The sequence below is a fragment of the Acinetobacter sp. YH01008 genome (assembly GCF_013420435.1).
GTDB classification, from domain to species: domain Bacteria; phylum Pseudomonadota; class Gammaproteobacteria; order Pseudomonadales; family Moraxellaceae; genus Acinetobacter; species Acinetobacter pseudolwoffii.
Genome location: NZ_VOYD01000002.1, coordinates 210,530 through 228,739 on the forward strand (window position 1 = coordinate 210,530; position 18,210 = coordinate 228,739).

14 protein-coding genes and 1 pseudogene are annotated in these 18,210 nt (G+C 43.6%); 7 read left to right on the top strand and 8 right to left on the bottom strand.

Annotated features, from left to right (window positions below; all coding sequences use genetic code 11):
• The first annotated feature begins 116 nt into the window (after positions 1–116).
• Both FTT75_RS02980 and FTT75_RS02985 read left to right on the top strand, forming a co-directional pair.
• Positions 117–1,634 (top strand): acetyl-CoA hydrolase/transferase family protein, encoded by a 1,518-nt coding sequence (locus FTT75_RS02980; RefSeq protein WP_180185894.1) that lies wholly within the window; start codon positions 117–119, stop codon positions 1,632–1,634.
• A 229-nt stretch (positions 1,635–1,863) separates the two neighbouring features.
• Positions 1,864–2,514 carry a DsbA family oxidoreductase gene (locus FTT75_RS02985; protein ID WP_005095305.1) on the top strand — a complete coding sequence of 217 codons (651 nt, stop codon included), beginning with the start codon at positions 1,864–1,866 and terminating at the stop codon, positions 2,512–2,514.
• 109 nt (positions 2,515–2,623) lie between these two features.
• Here FTT75_RS02985 and FTT75_RS02990 read toward each other — a convergent pair whose 3' ends face one another.
• Positions 2,624–2,824: a dodecin family protein gene (locus FTT75_RS02990; protein WP_005095303.1), complete on the bottom strand. Its 201-nt coding sequence runs from the start codon at positions 2,822–2,824 to the stop codon at positions 2,624–2,626.
• 389 nt (positions 2,825–3,213) lie between these two features.
• Between FTT75_RS02990 and FTT75_RS02995 the strand changes: the two genes are divergently transcribed.
• The 4 genes and pseudogenes from FTT75_RS02995 (at position 3,214) to FTT75_RS03010 (ending at position 6,446) form a co-directional block, all read left to right on the top strand.
• Complete coding sequence (locus tag FTT75_RS02995) at positions 3,214–3,381, top strand: hypothetical protein (protein WP_171063334.1); 168 nt, start codon at positions 3,214–3,216, stop codon at positions 3,379–3,381.
• Positions 3,382–3,648: 267 nt separating this feature from the next.
• Positions 3,649–3,828, top strand: coding sequence for a hypothetical protein (locus FTT75_RS03000; RefSeq protein WP_005095300.1), 180 nt, complete (start codon positions 3,649–3,651; stop codon positions 3,826–3,828).
• Between the two features lie 9 nt (positions 3,829–3,837).
• Positions 3,838–5,232, top strand: a pseudogene (locus FTT75_RS15955) (hypothetical protein).
• A 92-nt stretch (positions 5,233–5,324) separates the two neighbouring features.
• Complete coding sequence (locus tag FTT75_RS03010; protein ID WP_180096701.1) at positions 5,325–6,446, top strand: hypothetical protein; 1,122 nt, start codon at positions 5,325–5,327, stop codon at positions 6,444–6,446.
• Between the two features lie 428 nt (positions 6,447–6,874).
• Here FTT75_RS03010 and htpG read toward each other — a convergent pair whose 3' ends face one another.
• The 5 genes from htpG to FTT75_RS03035 form a co-directional block, all read right to left on the bottom strand.
• Positions 6,875–8,794, bottom strand: a complete 1,920-nt coding sequence (gene htpG, locus FTT75_RS03015; RefSeq protein ID WP_074383935.1) for a molecular chaperone HtpG — start codon at positions 8,792–8,794, stop codon at positions 6,875–6,877.
• Between the two features lie 158 nt (positions 8,795–8,952).
• A complete protein-coding gene (locus FTT75_RS03020; RefSeq protein WP_005095291.1) occupies positions 8,953–9,297 on the bottom strand; it encodes a lysozyme inhibitor LprI family protein in 345 nt (114 codons plus the stop codon).
• A gap of 182 nt (positions 9,298–9,479) precedes the next feature.
• Complete coding sequence (locus FTT75_RS03025; RefSeq protein ID WP_180185895.1) at positions 9,480–10,091, bottom strand: OmpW family protein; 612 nt, start codon at positions 10,089–10,091, stop codon at positions 9,480–9,482.
• 331 nt (positions 10,092–10,422) lie between these two features.
• Positions 10,423–11,787 (bottom strand): Na+/H+ antiporter family protein, encoded by a 1,365-nt coding sequence (locus FTT75_RS03030; RefSeq protein WP_005173021.1) that lies wholly within the window; start codon positions 11,785–11,787, stop codon positions 10,423–10,425.
• 100 nt (positions 11,788–11,887) lie between these two features.
• A complete protein-coding gene (locus FTT75_RS03035; protein WP_180185896.1) occupies positions 11,888–12,763 on the bottom strand; it encodes an alpha/beta fold hydrolase in 876 nt (291 codons plus the stop codon).
• Positions 12,764–12,880: 117 nt separating this feature from the next.
• Between FTT75_RS03035 and FTT75_RS03040 the strand changes: the two genes are divergently transcribed.
• Positions 12,881–13,375 carry a DUF4442 domain-containing protein gene (locus FTT75_RS03040; protein ID WP_205668332.1) on the top strand — a complete coding sequence of 165 codons (495 nt, stop codon included), beginning with the start codon at positions 12,881–12,883 and terminating at the stop codon, positions 13,373–13,375.
• 57 nt (positions 13,376–13,432) lie between these two features.
• Here FTT75_RS03040 and FTT75_RS03045 read toward each other — a convergent pair whose 3' ends face one another.
• Positions 13,433–13,798 carry a hypothetical protein gene (locus tag FTT75_RS03045; RefSeq protein ID WP_005095281.1) on the bottom strand — a complete coding sequence of 122 codons (366 nt, stop codon included), beginning with the start codon at positions 13,796–13,798 and terminating at the stop codon, positions 13,433–13,435.
• Positions 13,799–14,010: 212 nt separating this feature from the next.
• Entirely contained in the window at positions 14,011–18,201 is a 4,191-nt protein-coding gene (rpoC, locus tag FTT75_RS03050; protein WP_005173031.1) for a DNA-directed RNA polymerase subunit beta', read from the bottom strand.
• Positions 18,202–18,210: the final 9 nt, after the last annotated feature.

Consider the following 18,210-nt stretch of genomic DNA (forward strand, 5'->3'; position numbering starts at 1 on the left):
TTTTTTATTATACCTACATTTAGCTAAAAAATTAGACCTTAGCCTAACACCTATGCACAATACATTTTTTGAGCGGTACAATCCGTCTCATAGTTTAAGAATTAATGAGAGTTAAAATGTCTTTAGATCGTATCCGTTTAGCCTCCCTACACAACAAAATCATCAGTCCAGAACAAGCGGCTGAATTCATCAAAGATGGCATGACTGTGGGTATGAGTGGCTTTACTCGCGCGGGTGAAGCGAAGGCGGTTCCTTTAGCTTTAGTTCAACAAGCAAAAGCAAATCCATTAAAGATCACGTTAATTACTGGTGCATCACTAGGAAACGATCTAGACAAACAACTGACTGAAGCTGGCGTACTGGCACGTCGTTTACCGTTCCAGGTCGACAACACTTTACGTAAGGCGATCAACAACGGCGAAGTGATGTTCATCGACCAGCATTTGTCTGAAACTGTTGAACAAATGCGTAACCAACAGCTGAAAAAACCAGATGTTGCGATCATTGAAGCGGTTGCAATCACTGAAGATGGCGGCATCATTCCAACCACATCTGTAGGTAACTCTGCAAGCTTTGCAATCTTTGCTGAAAAAGTAATTGTAGAAATCAATACCAACTTAAGCCCGGCATTTGAAGGCTTACACGATATCTATATCCCGTCATACCGTCCAACGCGTCAAGCGATTCCTTTGACTCAAGTGGATGAGCGTATCGGGACACATGCGATCAATATTGATCCAGCAAAAATTGTCGGTATCGTATTCAACAATGACTTGCACGACTCACCATCTACAGTGACTGCACCAGATGATGAGACGCAAAGCATCGCCAATCATTTGATCGCTTTCTTTGAAAAAGAAGTGGCTGAAGAGCGTCTACCGAAAAACTTAGGTCCATTACAGGCGGGGATTGGCTCAATTGCCAACGCAGTATTGACCGGTCTGAAAGATTCGAACTTCGAAGACTTGATCATGTACTCAGAAGTACTACAAGACTGTACCTTTGAATTGATTGATGCAGGCAAAATGAAGTTTGCTTCAGGTTCTTCGATTACCCTGTCTGCTAAATATGGCGAGAAAGTATTTAACAACCTGGAACAATACAAAGACAAACTGGTATTACGTCCACAGGAAATTTCGAACCATCCTGAACTGGTACGTCGTTTAGGTATTATCGGTATCAACACGGCACTTGAGTTTGATATTTACGGTAACGTGAACTCGACTCACGTCTGCGGTACCAAAATGATGAACGGTATTGGTGGTTCAGGTGACTTCGCACGTAATGCGCACCTGGCGATCTTCGTGACCAAATCTATTGCGAAAGGTGGCGACATCTCTTCTGTAGTGCCTTTTGCTTCACATATCGACCATGCGGAACACGATGTAGATATTCTGGTAACTGAACAAGGTTTGGCAGATCTTCGTGGTTTAGCGCCACGTGAGCGTGCCCGTGCAGTGATTGATCACTGTGCACACCCAATGTATCGTGATGCCCTGAATGATTACTTTGACCGTGCTTCTGCAAAAGGCGGCCATACGCCTCATCTGCTTCGTGAAGCGCTGTCTTGGCATTCAAACTTCGAAGAAAATGGTCACATGCTGGCTGTTGAAGCTGCAGTAAAAACTGCATAATTGACTGCATTCGAAAAACGCCCTACGGGGCGTTTTTTTATGGGATTTTTATCTTTCTTGAATAGCCATAAGTAGACTCTCTGGACAAAATCATCAGGCTATCATTCATATTCTCGTCCAATCTTCATGCTGCCAATATGCTGTAGAAATCCCCTTCTGATGCTCAAGGACTTTAAATTCTGATTCTTCACCCTCATACTTAAACACAAGAGTAAATTAGAGACATGACATGCGCGTAGATATCTGGTCAGATGTGGTTTGCCCCTTCTGCTATATTGGTAAAAAACGTTTAGAAGCAGCTGCACAAGAAGCAGGCATTGAACTTGAAGTGCATTGGCACAGTTACCAGCTCGACCCTGAAGCACCAGTGCGCCAGGAAGTGTCCAATTCTGAGCGTCTGGCACAAAAATATGGTCGTAGCGTAGCTGAAGTCGAAGAAATGCAGCGTAATATTGCCGAGATGGCCAAAGCTGAAGGCATTGAATTTAACTGGGAAGGTGCCAACTCAGGCAATACTTTCAATGCGCATCGTATTATTCATCTGGCGCAAAGCAAAGGTTTGGGTACTGATGCACAGGAAGCTTTCTTCTATAGCTATATGACGCAAGGCTTGGCCATTGGAGAGCGTGAAACACTGGAAGATGTCGCAGCACGTATTGGCCTGAATCCGGTCGAGGTCGATGACTTACTGGACTCTGATGAATTTTCCGATTTTGTCAAATTTGATCAGGAAGTGGCACAGGATCAGCTCAAAGTGACTGGTGTACCTTTCTTTGTTTTTGATCAACGTGTGGCCTTGGCAGGCGCGCAGCCTAAAGACGTGTTCTTGCAGGTTTTTGAGAAAGCGCTGGAGACTGCAGCAGAAAATCCGGCTGAATAATACTCAACAGAGAGTTGCAATACGCCTAGGCAATCGAACTCAGAAAATTTATAAAAACATCCCCATTTCAGATGGGGATGTTTTTTGCATGTCATTTACACTCATTGACTTAGTCGACCAGAAAACTAATTTTTAAATTTACACGATATTCCGTGATTTTATTTTCTTTGATGACCACCTTCTGTTCATTGATCCAGGCACCTTGTACATTTTTGATGGTTTCTGTGACTTTTTGAATACCGGTTTGAATCGCATCTTCAAAGCTTTTCGTACTGCTTGAATTAACTTCCACCACTTTTGCAATTGCCATAATGAAACTCTCATTGTAAACATGAATGAAAATCCATCTTAGTTCATTCCCACAGGATTGCAGCAGCGCGTAAACAAGCGACAGCAAAAACTTACATGGATTGAACAAAGCTTTCATCTGAGCAGATGAAAATCTGTTGACCTTATTGGTATTCAAATTTCCATTGTGACTAACAACCATAAAAGCCCCATAAACAGCTGAAACCCAGACTAGAGCAAATACACTAATATATTGTTTTGTAGAATAATTTTTCTAATTTTTTAGGTGCTGCTTTTGCCGAATCTATCATTTTCTATTCAGCCTTATTTGCTATGATTTCACCCGAATCAAGTTTAAATACTCTCCCCTCTGTTCAAGTTGTTGAACACCCTGATATTAAAGGTCGTCCCATGAATGCTCTTAAATTTGCTTTCGCAGCAACTGTTATGGCTTTTTCTGTTCAAGCATCAGCGCAAATGGCACAAGTAGTTTATCTGCCAGACTTTCCGGCAAGCAAAGCACCTGCTGAAACTGTAAATACAGAAACTGCAACGCCGGCAACTGAAAAAACTGCTTAATACCCAACAAGTTTTTATGCAAACAGGCTGATTGATTCAGCCTGTTTTTTTATATCGATTTAATTTAGCTGCTCTCTGAAGAAAATCTGTATTTTAAAAATTATCGATCATTTCATATTTTGTTATTTTCCATTGATATTGATCGCTTTTTTGTCATTAAATTTACTAGTTTATAAATATAAAACAGTTAAAATAAATCACTATTTCATGTGATCTACGCATATAATTGTAGCAATATAAAAATACTGATAATACAAAAGCATTGTTATGAACAGACTTCAGGCATTGGTGCAGGGCAAAATTTCACCTCAGTCCATTTCTATTGATTTTCTGATTGAAATGGCAGAACGCCATACAGATCCTCATTCTGCTGAATACAAATTAATCGAGTTGGCGCTGAATATGGTGCTGGCCCAAACTTTGGATAAAGCGCTAAAACATATCTAGAGATATAAAATGAACGCTTTAAAAAAAGCACACTTAGTCAAGGAATTACATGAATTGATCCAGCAACTGGAGCATCAGGCTCTACCTCTGTACGACGTGGCCCGTTTCAAAAAAAGAATTCATGATATCTTTAATCTTTGTGATGAACCTATTTTTAAAAATCAGATTTTAGCGTTTAAAGCCCAGACCCAGCCTGAAATTGCTGCCTATCAATTTTCCGCCAGTACCCCCTATCATCTAAGTTTTCGTGGTTATTTCACCGAGATTCCAGCTCTGGAAAAGGCACTGTATACCCAGCCAGATATAGGCTGGGCAGTTCTACATCATCCTGAGCGTGGCTGGCAGGTCTGGCTAATTCCGGCACCGAAGCATCCTGCACTAAACAGTGAATGGAATGAGTTACAACAATGTTCTATCTGGCTGTCACAGCAACAATTGACAACCAGTCTGCAAGCGGCTCCTCCATTAACTGTACCGGCCTTATCCCTGAATGAAGCAGAAGCCAGCTTAAAAGCGGTGGCCACGACTCGATATCATCGTGGCCGACAAAAAGCAAAAATCAACTCATTAAGCTTAAATCATTCAGATGAACCACACATTCAGATACAGGCCACGTCTGAGTATCTAGATCATCCATTACCCACTGAAACTGCGATTGTGCAGGAAAAAATTATTGTCCCAGAAGTGATCGATTTTCCCGCTGAGATTCAACTGGGAGACGTGATTGCGCAGGTTCAGCCTTTGACTCCGGAAGATACCAATCTCCAGCGGCTTTGTGCTTTAGAATTGGAACCTGATGTCGGGCATCCAGCCTATCTGGATATTGTGCTGTATTATGCCGCAGAAGATCACTGGCAGGCACGCCAAGTTTATTTGGTGGAGCAGCTGAATCTGTAAGGCCAGTTTATTAAATATCTGATGCTTTTGGGTGCATCAAGTCAATTACAGGCGCACTATTGTATTGAGCATTGGTTGAGTCAGCATCAGTATCAGGCTGCTGCGATTAAATCGCTGTCGTGGCCTCAATTAAGTACAGGTTTCACACAATTGCATCTGTTGTCAAAAGCCTATTTGCAACAAGCAGAAATAGTCTGGACACAACCCGATTATTATCCTTATATTCCGGCAGATTCGATTCAGAAACAAAAATTTATCTCATTTGAGGAAGCCCTTGCGGATTTCTCTACACCGATACTCTTATTGCAAGAACATCAGCGAATACGCGTGATTCATGGTGAAAAACGCCTGTCTCTCGCAGAGGATGAACTGGCCTATCCATCTATCTTGCTGCAACGTGATCAACAGCTAAACTGGCAAAAAATTCACACGATTATTTTAATGATGTCGCAACCCATTCAGGTCATGGAGCTTTATCAGGCAATTCAGACTCAAATCATTGAATAATTGCTGTTATTTTGTAGCTTTAACTTGCTTTTTATCGCTATATTTAAGAAAACTACAGCTGAATAAAAGAATACAAGAGTAATAAATATCTCATGCAAATAAATCGAATTACTCAGATCTTCCTGCTCTCTCTTGGCGTGGGAATCAGCAGTAGCATGTCTTGGGCAAATTCAGTAAAAGATGCTTCTTCAGACCAGGAAAAAAGCTCGGAGAATGTTGAGCCGGTACGTTCAGGACTGCTGGATCAAATTCCGCGTTTGATTGATGCAACACCAACCATTCTTCCAGAGCAGTCGAATACCGCCATCGTCCCGCCAACGCTAGAAACGGAAAATCATTCATGGGCCGATCAGAAACAGAAAGGCATCCGAGAATGGGCAGATCGTACTGCGTATAAGATTGACAACTGGTTCGGTGAAACTGATCCGGATCAGCCGGCTGCCGCCACACTGCGTGTCATTTTGGATAATCGCTGGGATGAATATGAGGGCTATGAGATTAAGCCCCGTATCCGTGGCAGAATCAAACTTCCCACCTTAGAACAAAAGCTGAGTCTGGTCTTCGGTGATGACAGTCTGGACAATGAATTAGACAGTAATGTCGCGATTACCAATGAAAATCCGGCAACATCTGGAGATAAGCGTCTCGATACCAAGCGCGCACGCCAGGATAACAGCTCATTCGCCTTACGTTGGTCGGAATGGTCAGACCGGATTCCTTTTGAAACCGATCTGGATCTAGGTTTACGCTCCGGAGATGATATCTACCTGCGCGTCAAAGCCAGTAAAGATTGGACACTGGAAAATGACTACTTTTTTCATGCCGAACAGATTTATCGCTACGGGATTCAAAGTGAAAACTATTTGCGTACCAATCTGGAACTGATCCATGCCCGTCCCAATCAGGCATTTTTTTCCAATCAGCTCAGTCTGACCTATGCAGATGATCAAGATGACGATCTGACCTGGGACAACTATACCTTTAGGCAACATCAGTTTTTTCAGGACAACCGTTTTAGCTATGGTATTTATACTGGCGGTTATCTAAATGACAAGGATCTGCGTCTTAATCGCTGGGGACCGTATGTGTCCTGGAGACAGCCTTTTTTACGTGAATGGTTTTTTGTACAGACCGACCTCAACTATCTGAATGATCATCGCGAAGATCGTGATCACTATGTTGGTGCTTTGGTGCGTTTAGAGGCATTGTTTTAAACTCAAGCGCGGTGCAGATATAAAAAATTCCTCCGTAGAGGTAATGCTGATTAGTTAAGGAGTTTAGAAATAGACTCTTTAACTTTTTAGTCGTTCACGACGGAGTCTTAAATTTATAAATCAAATACTTAAAAATAATTTTTTACTTTGGTTTCGCCCAAATGAGAAGCGAAGCTTCGCAAGGAAGGCATCTTGCGGAGCAACACTCCTCACCGCAAAACTCGTCAGCCACCATCGATTAGTAAATTTGTCGCAGAAACAATCATTTTTAAATCTTGCGGTGCAATACACCTCATGCCTCAAACAGTTGCGAATGACTTTTCTATCTATCAGATATAATCATGAATTTGAAAAAGAAAATGCCAGTCAATTCCTTAACTGACTGGCATTACTCCGTAGAGGGATTTTTTAGCTTAAAGCATTATGCGTTAAGCAAGCAATAAGCTATTGATACGCTTCACATACTCAGCAGGATTTTCTGGTAATCCGCCTTCTGCAATCACCGCTTGATCAAAGATCACATTGGCCAGATCATCAAACTGCGCTGAGCCATCCAGTTTTTTCACCAAAGGATGTTCCGGGTTGATTTCCAGAATCGGCTTCATATCCGGTACAGGCTGACCTGCATCTTTTAGCATACGGATTAATTGTGGAGATAGTTCCCCTTCTCCAGTCACCAGACAGGCCGGTGAATCGACCAGACGCGTAGTCACGCGCACTTCTTTGGTCTTGTCTTTGAGTGAATCAGTCAGCTTCTCGACCACCGGTTTAAACTGGGCTGCGGCTTCTTCAAGTGCTTTTTTCTCTTCAGCATCCTGAAGATCGCCCAAATCAACTGCACCCTTAGACACGTTTTGCAACGGTGTGCCATCGAACTCATTCACGAAGTTCATCGCCCATTCATCTACGCGTTCGGTCATGAGCAGAACTTCAATGCCTTTCTTCTTGAACAGTTCCAGCTGCGGTGAATTCTTTGCAGCATTCAGGCTGTCTGCAGTCACATAATAGATGGCTTTCTGGCCATCTTTCATGCCTGCTTTATAGTCTGCCAATGACGTGCTGACTTCATCATTGTTCGAGGTTGCATAACGCAGCAGTTTCAAAATACGTTCACGGTTGGCAAAATCTTCGCCTAGGCCCTCTTTCAACACTGAAGCAAATTCCTGATGGAAAGTCTTGAATTTTTCCTGATCTTTTTCATCTTCAGATTTGGCCAGATGATCCAGAATCGTCAGGATACGGCGGGCATTCCCGTCACGAATGGTTTTTACATCGCGGCTTTCTTGCAGCAACTCACGGCTGACGTTCAGTGGTAAATCCGCACTGTCTACCACGCCTTGTACAAAACGCAGGTAATTCGGAATCAGGTTATCCGCATCATCCATAATAAAGACGCGTTTCACATACAGCTTGATACCGGCTTTTGATTCACGGGTGAAAATGTCATGTGGGGCTTTGCTTGGAATATACAATAACTGGGTATATTCAGTACTGCCTTCCACCCGGTTATGCGCCCAGGCCAATGGCGCCGTGAAATCATGGCTTAAGTTTTTGTAGAACTCGACATATTGTTCTTCAGTAATTTCAGACTTGCTCCGTGTCCAGAGTGCGCTGGCCGAGTTAATCGCTTCCCACTCATCAGTCTTGACATACTGGCCACCTTTCGGTGTTTCACCTTCAGCCGCTTCTTCCTCCTGCCAGACTTCTTTTTGCATCTGGATTGGCAGGCTGATGTGGTCTGAGTATTTATTAATAATTTGCTTAACCTTATGGCTTTGCAAATAGTCCAGCGCATCGTCACGCAGATGCAGAATAATATCGGTACCACGACCTGCTTTTTGAATTTGTTCAACTTCAAATTCACCAGTACCACCACTAATCCAGCGTACACCTTCAGATGCATCTGCACCGGCACGACGTGATTCTACCGTGATCTTGTCTGCCACAATAAAACCTGAATAGAAACCGACCCCAAACTGGCCAATCAGCTGGGCATCGGCCTTCTGGTCACCGGTCAGTTTAGACATAAAGTCTTTGGTGCCCGATTTGGCAATGGTGCCTAAATTATCAATGGCTTCCTGTTCGCTTAGACCAATTCCGTTATCTGAAATGGTAATGGTCTTATTCTCTGCATCAAGGCTGACACGAACACGTAAATCCGGATCATTTTCATAAAATTCGGGATGATTGATCCCTTCAAAACGCAATTTGTCACAAGCATCCGAGGCATTCGAAATCAGTTCGCGCAGAAAAATTTCAGGGTTTGAATAAAGCGAATGGGTCACGAGATGTAGTAACTGAGCCACTTCAGCCTGGAAACTATGTTTTTGTGCGTTAGACTCACTCATTAATCACTCCTTTTATTTTAAATACAGGTCAATACTGTTGCCTATATGAATGGAGTGAGTTCCTCAATTTTCAATAGTCAGTGGTATATTTTTTCACAAGATATTTTTGAGCACTTGATCTGGCAGGGTTTTAATCTTTGCCAGACCGACTGTCAGACTTAATAAGGCCCAAGCTTATAAATGCGCTGAAACTGCAAGTCCAGTTGCTGTTGACGCATATTATAGACTTGGTTCAGGCAAGAGACCGATTCCAGACACTGGTCGCGAAACTGCAACCATTTGACCTGATCGCGCTGAATCACTGAACGCGTGCCCATCGGAACCATACGCCGTAAGATATGATAGCTGGTACTCATTTTGACATCGGCATCATTAAGCAGACGATGTTCACAAATAGCTTTTTCGGTCACGGTTTCAGCTTTCTGACAATCAAAACTTGCGGCATAGGCAGGTGCGACCAATAGGCCGCAGAAGATCACAATACTCTTCATTAAAAATCTCATGCTGATCTTCCTTATTATTCAATTATTAAGTCGTATTCAATTAATATTTACTTTATTCGTTTTAATATATTTGAACATTGCCAATCTGCTCAATTTCAATAGGTTATAAATCGTTGTTATTTTGAAAAAAAAGCCTCATACAAGATGAGGCCTTTGGAAAATCAATCCAGAAATATGAAAGCTTAGAATTTATAGCTATAGCCGAGAGTATAGATCATTGGATCAATATCAAGGTCAAACTTAGCTGCTACATCTCCACTCAAAGTAACTTCAGGGCTAATTTGTGCATAACGTGCATCAAAGAATACACCCCAGTTTTTAGCATCTGCTGGCTGATAGTTAAAGCCTACCTGACCTGCAAAGCCAAAATCTTCTTTCACTTTCACATCGGCTTCTTCTAAAGGACCAGTGGTTTTTTCATCCCAAGCAATAAATGCTGTACCACCTACACCAATATATGGGGTAAAGCGAGTTGCATTTTTAAAGTGATATTTTGCGGTAATTGTTGGTGGGAGATGTTTAATTTTTACCGCATTCACCCCAGCAGCTTGCACATCATGGCTAATTGGAGTAGCAAGAAGTAATTCAGCAGAAATATTATCATTAAAGAAATACTCAACCGATGGTGTAAATGCGAACTCATTATCAGCTTCTACTTTGATTCCGCCTAAATCTGCTACTGAAGTTGATTCTGTCGGTGCAACAACTGAACCACCTACTTTCACTTGCCATTGACCAGCCATCGCCGATGCAGAAAGACCCATTAATGCAATTAGAGCAACTTGTTTTAACATTTTAAAATACCCCACTGGAAGATTATTTATTAAGAATTTAAATATTAATTTAATGATAAACGTGGAGGGATTTAACATGCAATAGAGATTATAAAACTAAATTATAAATATTATTTAAGTTATTGTTTTTATATATTATTTATTTTAAATATACTAAATTGGTTGGTTTTAATACCAACCAATCTAATCAGATTTAAATAAGGTTATTTAAAGAAATAAACTCATTTTTATATTTAAAACCATTAAAACATGTATTTTAAATATATATTATAAAGCCATTTAAAATACCCCTTGAGTGAATTTAATATTCACTCAAGTCCGTATAATTAAATTACAGCACCATCGCCGCGATCCAGCCAAAAATCATCAGCGGGATATTAAAATGAATGAAGGTTGGAACCACACTATCCTTCATATGGTCATGCTGACCATCCATATTCAGACCGGATGTTGGGCCTAGAGTTGAATCTGACGCTGGAGAGCCGGCATCGCCTAAAGCCGCCGCAGTCCCGATAATGGCAATGGTCGCAGCCGGGCTGAAACCAAACTGGATACACAGCGGAACATAAATAATCGCCAGAATGGGAATAGTCGAGAAAGACGAACCAATGCCCAATGTGATCAGCAAACCAATCAACAGCATCAGAAATGCGGCCAGTGCCTGACTATTACCAATCCAGTTTACTGATGCTTCAACCAAGGTTGGTACCTGATTAGTCGCTTCAATCACCGCGGCAAAGCCTTGTGCCGCAATCATGATAAAGCCAACTAGCGCCATCATGCGCATACCGGTAATGATCACATCATCCGCTTCTTTCCATTTAAAGATCCCGGCACAACTCAGGATTGCGACACCGACCAGACCGGCCAGAATCATCGAGTCTGAATAAAGCTGTACCGCCAATGTGGCAATAACTGCAAGGCCGGCCATCCAGATGGTAAATTTGGCAATCTGCGGTTTAACCTGCTCAGCCACACCCAATTCAGCGGAAATACTTTGCTGTTCCTGGACATGAATATCTTGATATTGACGTGGTTTGCGATAGCTAATAAAGATCGCCACCAATAAGCCCACAAACATACCGAATACTGGAATTGCCATCGCAGATGGAATCTGGTCATAGCTAATTTCAAATCCATATGGCTTACCAAAAGTATTGATGTTATGACCCAGAATGTCATTCAGGAAGATGGCACCAAAACCGACCGGAATCAGCATATAGGTGCCTACCAGACCAAAGGTCAGCAAACAGGCAATCAAACGACGGTCGAGCTTTAAATGGTTAAATACAGTCAATAATGGTGGAATCAGGACTGGAATAAAGGCGATATGTACCGGAATCACGTTCTGGGAAAATACCGCAGCAATGGCTACTGTAAAAAAGATCAGATATTTCACCCGGTTTTGTGCTTTAAAATCAGCCTCACCTTTTAAGGTGTTGATCATTTTATACGCCAACAAATCCGGCAAACCTGAACGTGCCAACGCCAAAGCAAATGCACCTAAAATACCGTAAGCCAAGGCAATTTTGGCACCGCCGCCCAAGCCATTGTTAAACGCGTCCAAGGTTCCCTGAAGGCCAAGACCTGCCAGTAAACCACCCGTAACAGCACCAATGACCAGGGCAAAAACCACAGGTACACGTGCCAATGAGAGTCCGAACATGACTCCAATAGCAGCAAGAATTGCGAACATAATGAATCGGAATAGAGAGAAAGCGGCTATTTTATCAGAAAATTCGGATAAAAATTCCGCCACTTTTCCTTTCAGCAGTCATGTTCAGTGCTGAGGCTGATTAAACGACTTCAGCAGATTGACGCTGAATAAAGTGATCAATTAATTGAGCCACTTGTTCTGGCTGGCTCAGAATTGCCCAGTGATTGGCGTCCAGTTCCACTTTAGAGAAATTATCGACCCATTTTGCCATCTCATCGACCAGATCAGGCCCGACAAACTGGTCATATTTCAGTACAATCGCTTGTACCGGACAGATGGCAAAGCGCTGCCGTGGTCGGGCCAAACGCGGTAAAAAATTGGCCCGATACAGGTTTACCCCATACTTGCCATCTTTGACGATCTTCGGGTTCAGCGGCAGATCGTCCCGTCTTTCTAATTGCCGGACAATCTTGGCCCAGCGCTGCGGATTAAAAAAATTCCAGGCCAAGGGGGCTAGTAAAGGCAACTGAAATACCGCGATATACCAGGACTTGCTCATTTGCTTTAAAAATTTTGCTTTGTCTTGATTGAACTGCTCGCGCATCCAGAAAGCAGCATGATCCAGACAAGGGCCAGACAGCGTACTATAAGACAGAATTCGGCCTTTGAATCTTAAATCTGTGACAGATTCCCAAGACTGAATTGAACCCCAGTCATGCGCTGCCAGATGAAAACCACGATTCGGCAATACCTTGCTCACTACCTCTTCCAGATCCTGACTTAAGCGTGCCAGGCGGTAATCCGAAATTTTTTGAGGAATACTGGACTCACCTGCGCCACGTACATCATAGCTCACAACAAAGTAATCCTGACTCAAATAAGCAATGACTAGTTCCCAAACTGCTTGATGATCGGGATAGCCATGAACCAGTACCAATGCCGGCCGTGTGGGCTGTCCGTAAGTTTTAACGCAAAGACGCTGCTGATCCGTGGTATCGACCCATTGCATTTCCATGTTTTGATCCTGTTGTTGTTATTGACCGCATAGTTTATAAATCGGAATAATTTATCAATGCCAGCGCATTTTTGTTGCTCTAGTATGCATAACTACACAAGAAAAAAGAATGTCAGCATGAGCCTATTCCAGAAAATTCAAAAACTGCCTTTGGTTTCAAAATTTATTCTGAACCGCTATGCCCCCTATCGTGGTGCAGGCATCGAAATTGATAAAATTGATTTTAATCATTATCACATTCGGGTCAAAATGCCACTGACCCGTAAAAACCAGAATATTGTCGGCGTCCATTTTGGTGGCAGCTTATATTCAATGGTCGATCCATTTTATATGCTCTTACTGATGCATCATTTAGGGCCGAAATATATCGTCTGGGATAAGGGCGCGAGTATCCAGTTTTTAGCACCGGGTCGCGGCACCGTCTTTGCTGATGTGCGCATCTCTGCTGAAGAAGTCAGTACTATTATTGACCTGGCTGCTGACTATGCACCGGTATATCGCCATTACCAGCTCAATATCTATGATGAGGCTGGCGTTCGAATTGCCGAAGTACAAAAAACGGTTTATATCCGGCGCAAACAAAGCAAAGGAAAAATTCAAAAAACTGGATAAGGTAAAAGCGCCACATGGGCGCTTTTAGATCTGAATCGATTTAAAGTCAGTGCAGACTTAACGACGGCGGTTATCCTGTTCGATCGCAGCACCTGCGCCACCACCGATTGCACCACCAATCGCAGCACCAGCATTCCCACCGAATATGCTTTTACCTACAGCTGAGCCTACAGCACCGCCGACACCACTATAGGTCGCATTACGGTTTGAGCCACCTTGGGACTTACTTCCCACGGCTGCGCCTGCACCACCACCGACTGCAGAACCAAGACCACCCCCGACACTATTACCTACACCACCACCGACTGCACCACCTAAGGCGGCAGCACCGATACGCTGCTCATTGGCAGACATACTTTCACAACCTGCCAGCATAAAGGTGGAGAGAGTTGCAACTGCCATCACACCCATTAATTTTTTCATGACTTTGGCCTTCCTTTTCATACTTTAATTTAGCTTATCTTCATTTTATAAAACTAAAACATGGAGCGTGTTACTTCTCTCGGTATTCCTGCTGAGTTTTGTAAGTATCAATGGATTATTCCGCTGTTTAGCCTTTAATTAGCTTTTAATTTTTATGTATTTAAGACAAAAAAAGACGCCCGAAGGCGTCTCTTTTTTAGCTTTAACTTGAATTAGAATTCTTCGTTAAATGCCTGACTTAAAGCTTGATCAACATCAGAGAAGTCATTGTGCAGTTCAAATTCTGCAGCTTCTGCTTCTTGACGACGACGCTCGAGATGGTAAGCCAAACCTGTACCCGCTGGGATCAGACGACCTACAACCACGTTTTCTTTCAGACCGCGTAAGTCATCTTCTTTACCTGTTACAGCCGCTTCAGTTAACACACGAGTTGTTTCCTGGAACGATGCAGCAGAGATGAATGAGTCAGTCGAAAGCGACGCTTTGGTAATACCCATCAACAGACGTTCAAACTTCGCAGGGAACTTGTTTTGTGCAAGAACTGCTTGGTTTTCTTGTACAACACGGATGTAATCCACTTGTTCGCCTTTGATGAAGCTGGTATCGCCACCATCAGTGATATCCACTTTACGCAGCATTTGACGTACGATGACTTCAATGTGCTTGTCGTTGATTTTTACACCTTGCAGACGGTATACGTCCTGAACTTCGTTCACGATGTAGTTGGTCAGCGCCACTTCACCTTTCAGACGTAAAATGTCATGCGGGTTCTGTGGGCCGTCAGAAATGGTTTCACCACGGTTCACATGTTCGCCTTCGAACACGTTAATGGTACGCCATTTCGGAATCAGCTCTTCGTAAATCTCAGAGCCATCATCCGGTGTAATCACCAGACGGTTCTTACCTTTGGTTTCTTTACCGAAACTCACAACACCCGATACTTCTGCAAGGATTGCATGCTCTTTCGGCTTACGTGCTTCGAACAAGTCAGCTACACGCGGTAGACCACCGGTAATATCACGGGTACGTGAAGATTCTTGTGGTACACGACCAATAACGTCACCGACACCAATCGTTTCGCCATCACGGACAGAAAGAATAGTGTTTTGTGGCAAGAAGTAGAACTGTTCAGTGCCTTCAACTGTGTCTAACACTACAGCAGGACGCAAATCTTTACCTGACGCAGGACGTGAAGTCACTGGCAAGATTTCGATGGTTGACATACCTGTTGCATCATCAGTTTTCGAAGTCACGGTCACGCCATCAGCGATCTGGCTGAAACGCACTTTACCTGCAACTTCTGTTACCAATGGATGTGTATGCGGATCCCAAGTCGCCACGATACCGCCTGCTTCTACAGCTTCGCCATCTTTTAGCAAGATAGATGCACCGTAAGGCAGTTTATAGCGCTCGCGCTCACGACCTAAATCATCCGCAATACCGATCTCACCTGAACGTGAAGTCGATACCAAGTGACCTTTGGCATGTTGTACTGTTTTCACGTTGTGGAAACGCACTGTACCCTGGTTACGAACTTGTACGCTGTTTGCAGCAGACGTTCGGCTTGCAGCACCACCCACGTGGAAGGTACGCATAGTTAACTGTGTACCTGGTTCACCAATTGATTGAGCTGCCATGACACCAACAGACTCACCCGGGTTCACCTGATGACCACGCGCCAAGTCACGGCCGTAACATTTCGCACATACACCGAAAGTAGACGCACAGTTTACAACCGAACGTACTTTAATTTCGTCGACACCTTGGCTTTCGATAAACGTCGCCAGTTTCTCGTCAATTAAAGTATTACGTGGAAGCAGAACTTCGTCTGTACCGACACGTTTCACATCTTCAGCAACCACACGACCCAATACTCGTGCACCCAAGTTCTCGATGACATCGCCACCTTGAATGAATGGTGTCATTACTAGACCGTCGAAGGTGCCACAATCTGGCTCGGTAATCACCAAGTCTTGCGCAACGTCTACCAGACGACGCGTCAAGTAACCAGAGTTCGCAGTTTTCAGTGCTGTATCGGCCAAACCTTTACGCGCACCGTGTGTCGAGATGAAGTACTGTAGTACAGTCAAACCTTCACGGAAGTTCGCTTTAATAGGCGTTTCAATGATCGAGCCATCCGGCTTCGCCATCAAACCACGCATACCCGCCAACTGACGAATCTGAGCTGCCGAACCACGGGCACCCGAGTCAGACATCATGTAGATCGAGTTGAATGATTTTTGCTTCTCGTCTTCACCCTGTTTGTTTTTAACAGTCGTGAAAGACAAGTTGTCCATCATCGCTTTAGCAACCTGGTCATTGGTACGCGCCCAAATATCGACCACTTTGTTATAACGTTCGCCGGCAGTTACGAAACCTTGTTCGAACTGTTGTTCGATTTCACGAACTTCAGCTTCCGCTTTACCAATAATGACTTGTTTTTGCGGTGGAATAACCATGTCTTCCATACCGACAGATACACCTGAACGCGTCGCCTGACGGAAGCCTAGGTACATCAATTGGTCAGCGAAGATAACAGTATCTTTCAGACCCAATTTACGGTAGCAAGAGTTAATTAACTTAGAGATGTTTTTCTTGGTCATCTCAACGTTAATTTGCTGGAAATCCATACCTTCAGGCACAACTTCCCAAAGTAGGCAGCGACCAGGTGTGGTATCTACAATAATGGTTTGATGTTCACGGTTGCCATCTTCATCGATGACAGTCTGGTGTACACGTGCTTTAACGCGAGCGTGTAGATCAACCTGACCTGTTGCCAGTGCACGGTTTACTTCGTGAGTATCCGCGAACACCATGCCCTCACCTTTGGCATTGATTGCATCACGCGTGATGTAATACAAGCCCAAGACCACGTCCTGAGACGGTACGATGATTGGCTCACCGTTCGCTGGAGACAGAATGTTGTTCGTCGACATCATTAACGCACGAGCTTCAAGCTGAGCTTCAAGTGTTAATGGTACGTGTACCGCCATCTGGTCACCATCGAAGTCGGCGTTAAACGCAGCACATACAAGTGGGTGTAGACGGATCGCCTTACCTTCAATCAGGATCGGTTCAAATGCTTGAAGACCTAGACGGTGAAGTGTTGGCGCACGGTTCAACATCACTGGATGTTGACGGATCACGTGAGCAAGAACGTCCCAAACTTCTGGCGTCTCGCGCTCAACCATTTTCTTCGCAGCTTTAATGGTGGTTGCTTGACCAGATGCTTGTAGTTTCGCGAAAATGAATGGCTTGAACAGTTCAAGTGCCATTTTCTTCGGAAGACCACATTGGTGCAAACGCAGGTTTGGACCAACGGTAATGACCGAACGACCTGAGTAATCGACACGTTTACCCAATAAGTTCTGACGGAAACGACCTTGCTTACCTTTGATCATATCTGCCAAAGATTTAAGCGGACGCTTGTTTGAACCGGTAATTGCACGACCACGACGACCGTTATCTAACAATGCATCGACAGACTCTTGCAACATACGTTTTTCGTTACGTACGATGATGTCTGGCGCTGCAAGGTCAAGAAGACGCTTCAAACGGTTGTTACGGTTAATCACACGACGGTAAAGATCGTTCAAGTCAGAAGTCGCGAAACGACCACCTTCAAGTGGTACCAACGGACGAAGGTCTGGTGGCAGAACTGGAAGTACAGTCAACACCATCCATTCTGGCTTGTTGTTCGAATCGTTGAATGCTTCCATCAACTTCAAACGCTTAGAGGCTTTTTTCAGCTTGGTTTCTGAAGTTGTCACAGGAATTTCTTCACGAAGACGCGCAATTTCAGCTTCAAGATCGATGTCTTTCAACAAGTCTTGAACCGCTTCAGCACCCATTTTCGCTGTGAATTCATCACCGTGTTCTTCCAACGCATTGAAGTATTCTTCATCGTTCAGAAGCTGGTATTTCTCAAATGGTGTCATACCAGGATCGGTAACCACATAAGATTCGAAATACAATACGCGTTCGATATCACGTAGCGTCATGTCTAATAATAGACCGATACGGCTCGGCAATGATTTCAAGAACCAGATGTGTGCAACTGGAGAAGCTAGCTCGATGTGACCCATACGTTCACGACGAACTTTCGCAGTTGTTACTTCAACGCCACATTTTTCACAAATGACGCCTTTGTATTTCATACGCTTGTATTTACCACACAAGCATTCGTAATCTTTTACTGGACCAAAGATTTTGGCACAGAATAAACCATCACGTTCAGGTTTGAACGTACGATAGTTAATGGTTTCTGGCTTTTTAACTTCACCGTGAGACCATGACTTAATCATTTCTGGTGACGCAAGACCAATACGGATGCGGTCAAACTCTACAGGAGCATGACCGTCTGAATCCGTCTTTTTGCGCATGATATCGAGCAAGTCTTTCAATTTTTTTCT

Bases quoted from the DNA above. Each gene is read 5' to 3' on its own strand.
- FTT75_RS03010 (WP_180096701.1), top strand. From the start codon at position 5,325: ATGCAAATAAATCGAATTACTCAGATCTTCCTGCTCTCTCTTGGCGTG.
- FTT75_RS02990 (WP_005095303.1), bottom strand. From the start codon at position 2,824: ATGGCAATTGCAAAAGTGGTGGAAGTTAATTCAAGCAGTACGAAAAGC.
- FTT75_RS03045 (WP_005095281.1), bottom strand. From the start codon at position 13,798: ATGAAAAAATTAATGGGTGTGATGGCAGTTGCAACTCTCTCCACCTTT.
- FTT75_RS03025 (WP_180185895.1), bottom strand. From the start codon at position 10,091: ATGTTAAAACAAGTTGCTCTAATTGCATTAATGGGTCTTTCTGCATCG.
- FTT75_RS02985 (WP_005095305.1), top strand. From the start codon at position 1,864: ATGCGCGTAGATATCTGGTCAGATGTGGTTTGCCCCTTCTGCTATATT.
- FTT75_RS03000 (WP_005095300.1), top strand. From the start codon at position 3,649: ATGAACAGACTTCAGGCATTGGTGCAGGGCAAAATTTCACCTCAGTCC.
- FTT75_RS03020 (WP_005095291.1), bottom strand. From the start codon at position 9,297: ATGAGATTTTTAATGAAGAGTATTGTGATCTTCTGCGGCCTATTGGTC.
- FTT75_RS03030 (WP_005173021.1), bottom strand. From the start codon at position 11,787: ATGTTCGCAATTCTTGCTGCTATTGGAGTCATGTTCGGACTCTCATTG.
- FTT75_RS02980 (WP_180185894.1), top strand. From the start codon at position 117: ATGTCTTTAGATCGTATCCGTTTAGCCTCCCTACACAACAAAATCATC.
- FTT75_RS03040 (WP_205668332.1), top strand. From the start codon at position 12,881: ATGAGCCTATTCCAGAAAATTCAAAAACTGCCTTTGGTTTCAAAATTT.
- FTT75_RS02995 (WP_171063334.1), top strand. From the start codon at position 3,214: ATGAATGCTCTTAAATTTGCTTTCGCAGCAACTGTTATGGCTTTTTCT.
- htpG (WP_074383935.1), bottom strand. From the start codon at position 8,794: ATGAGTGAGTCTAACGCACAAAAACATAGTTTCCAGGCTGAAGTGGCT.
- FTT75_RS03035 (WP_180185896.1), bottom strand. From the start codon at position 12,763: ATGGAAATGCAATGGGTCGATACCACGGATCAGCAGCGTCTTTGCGTT.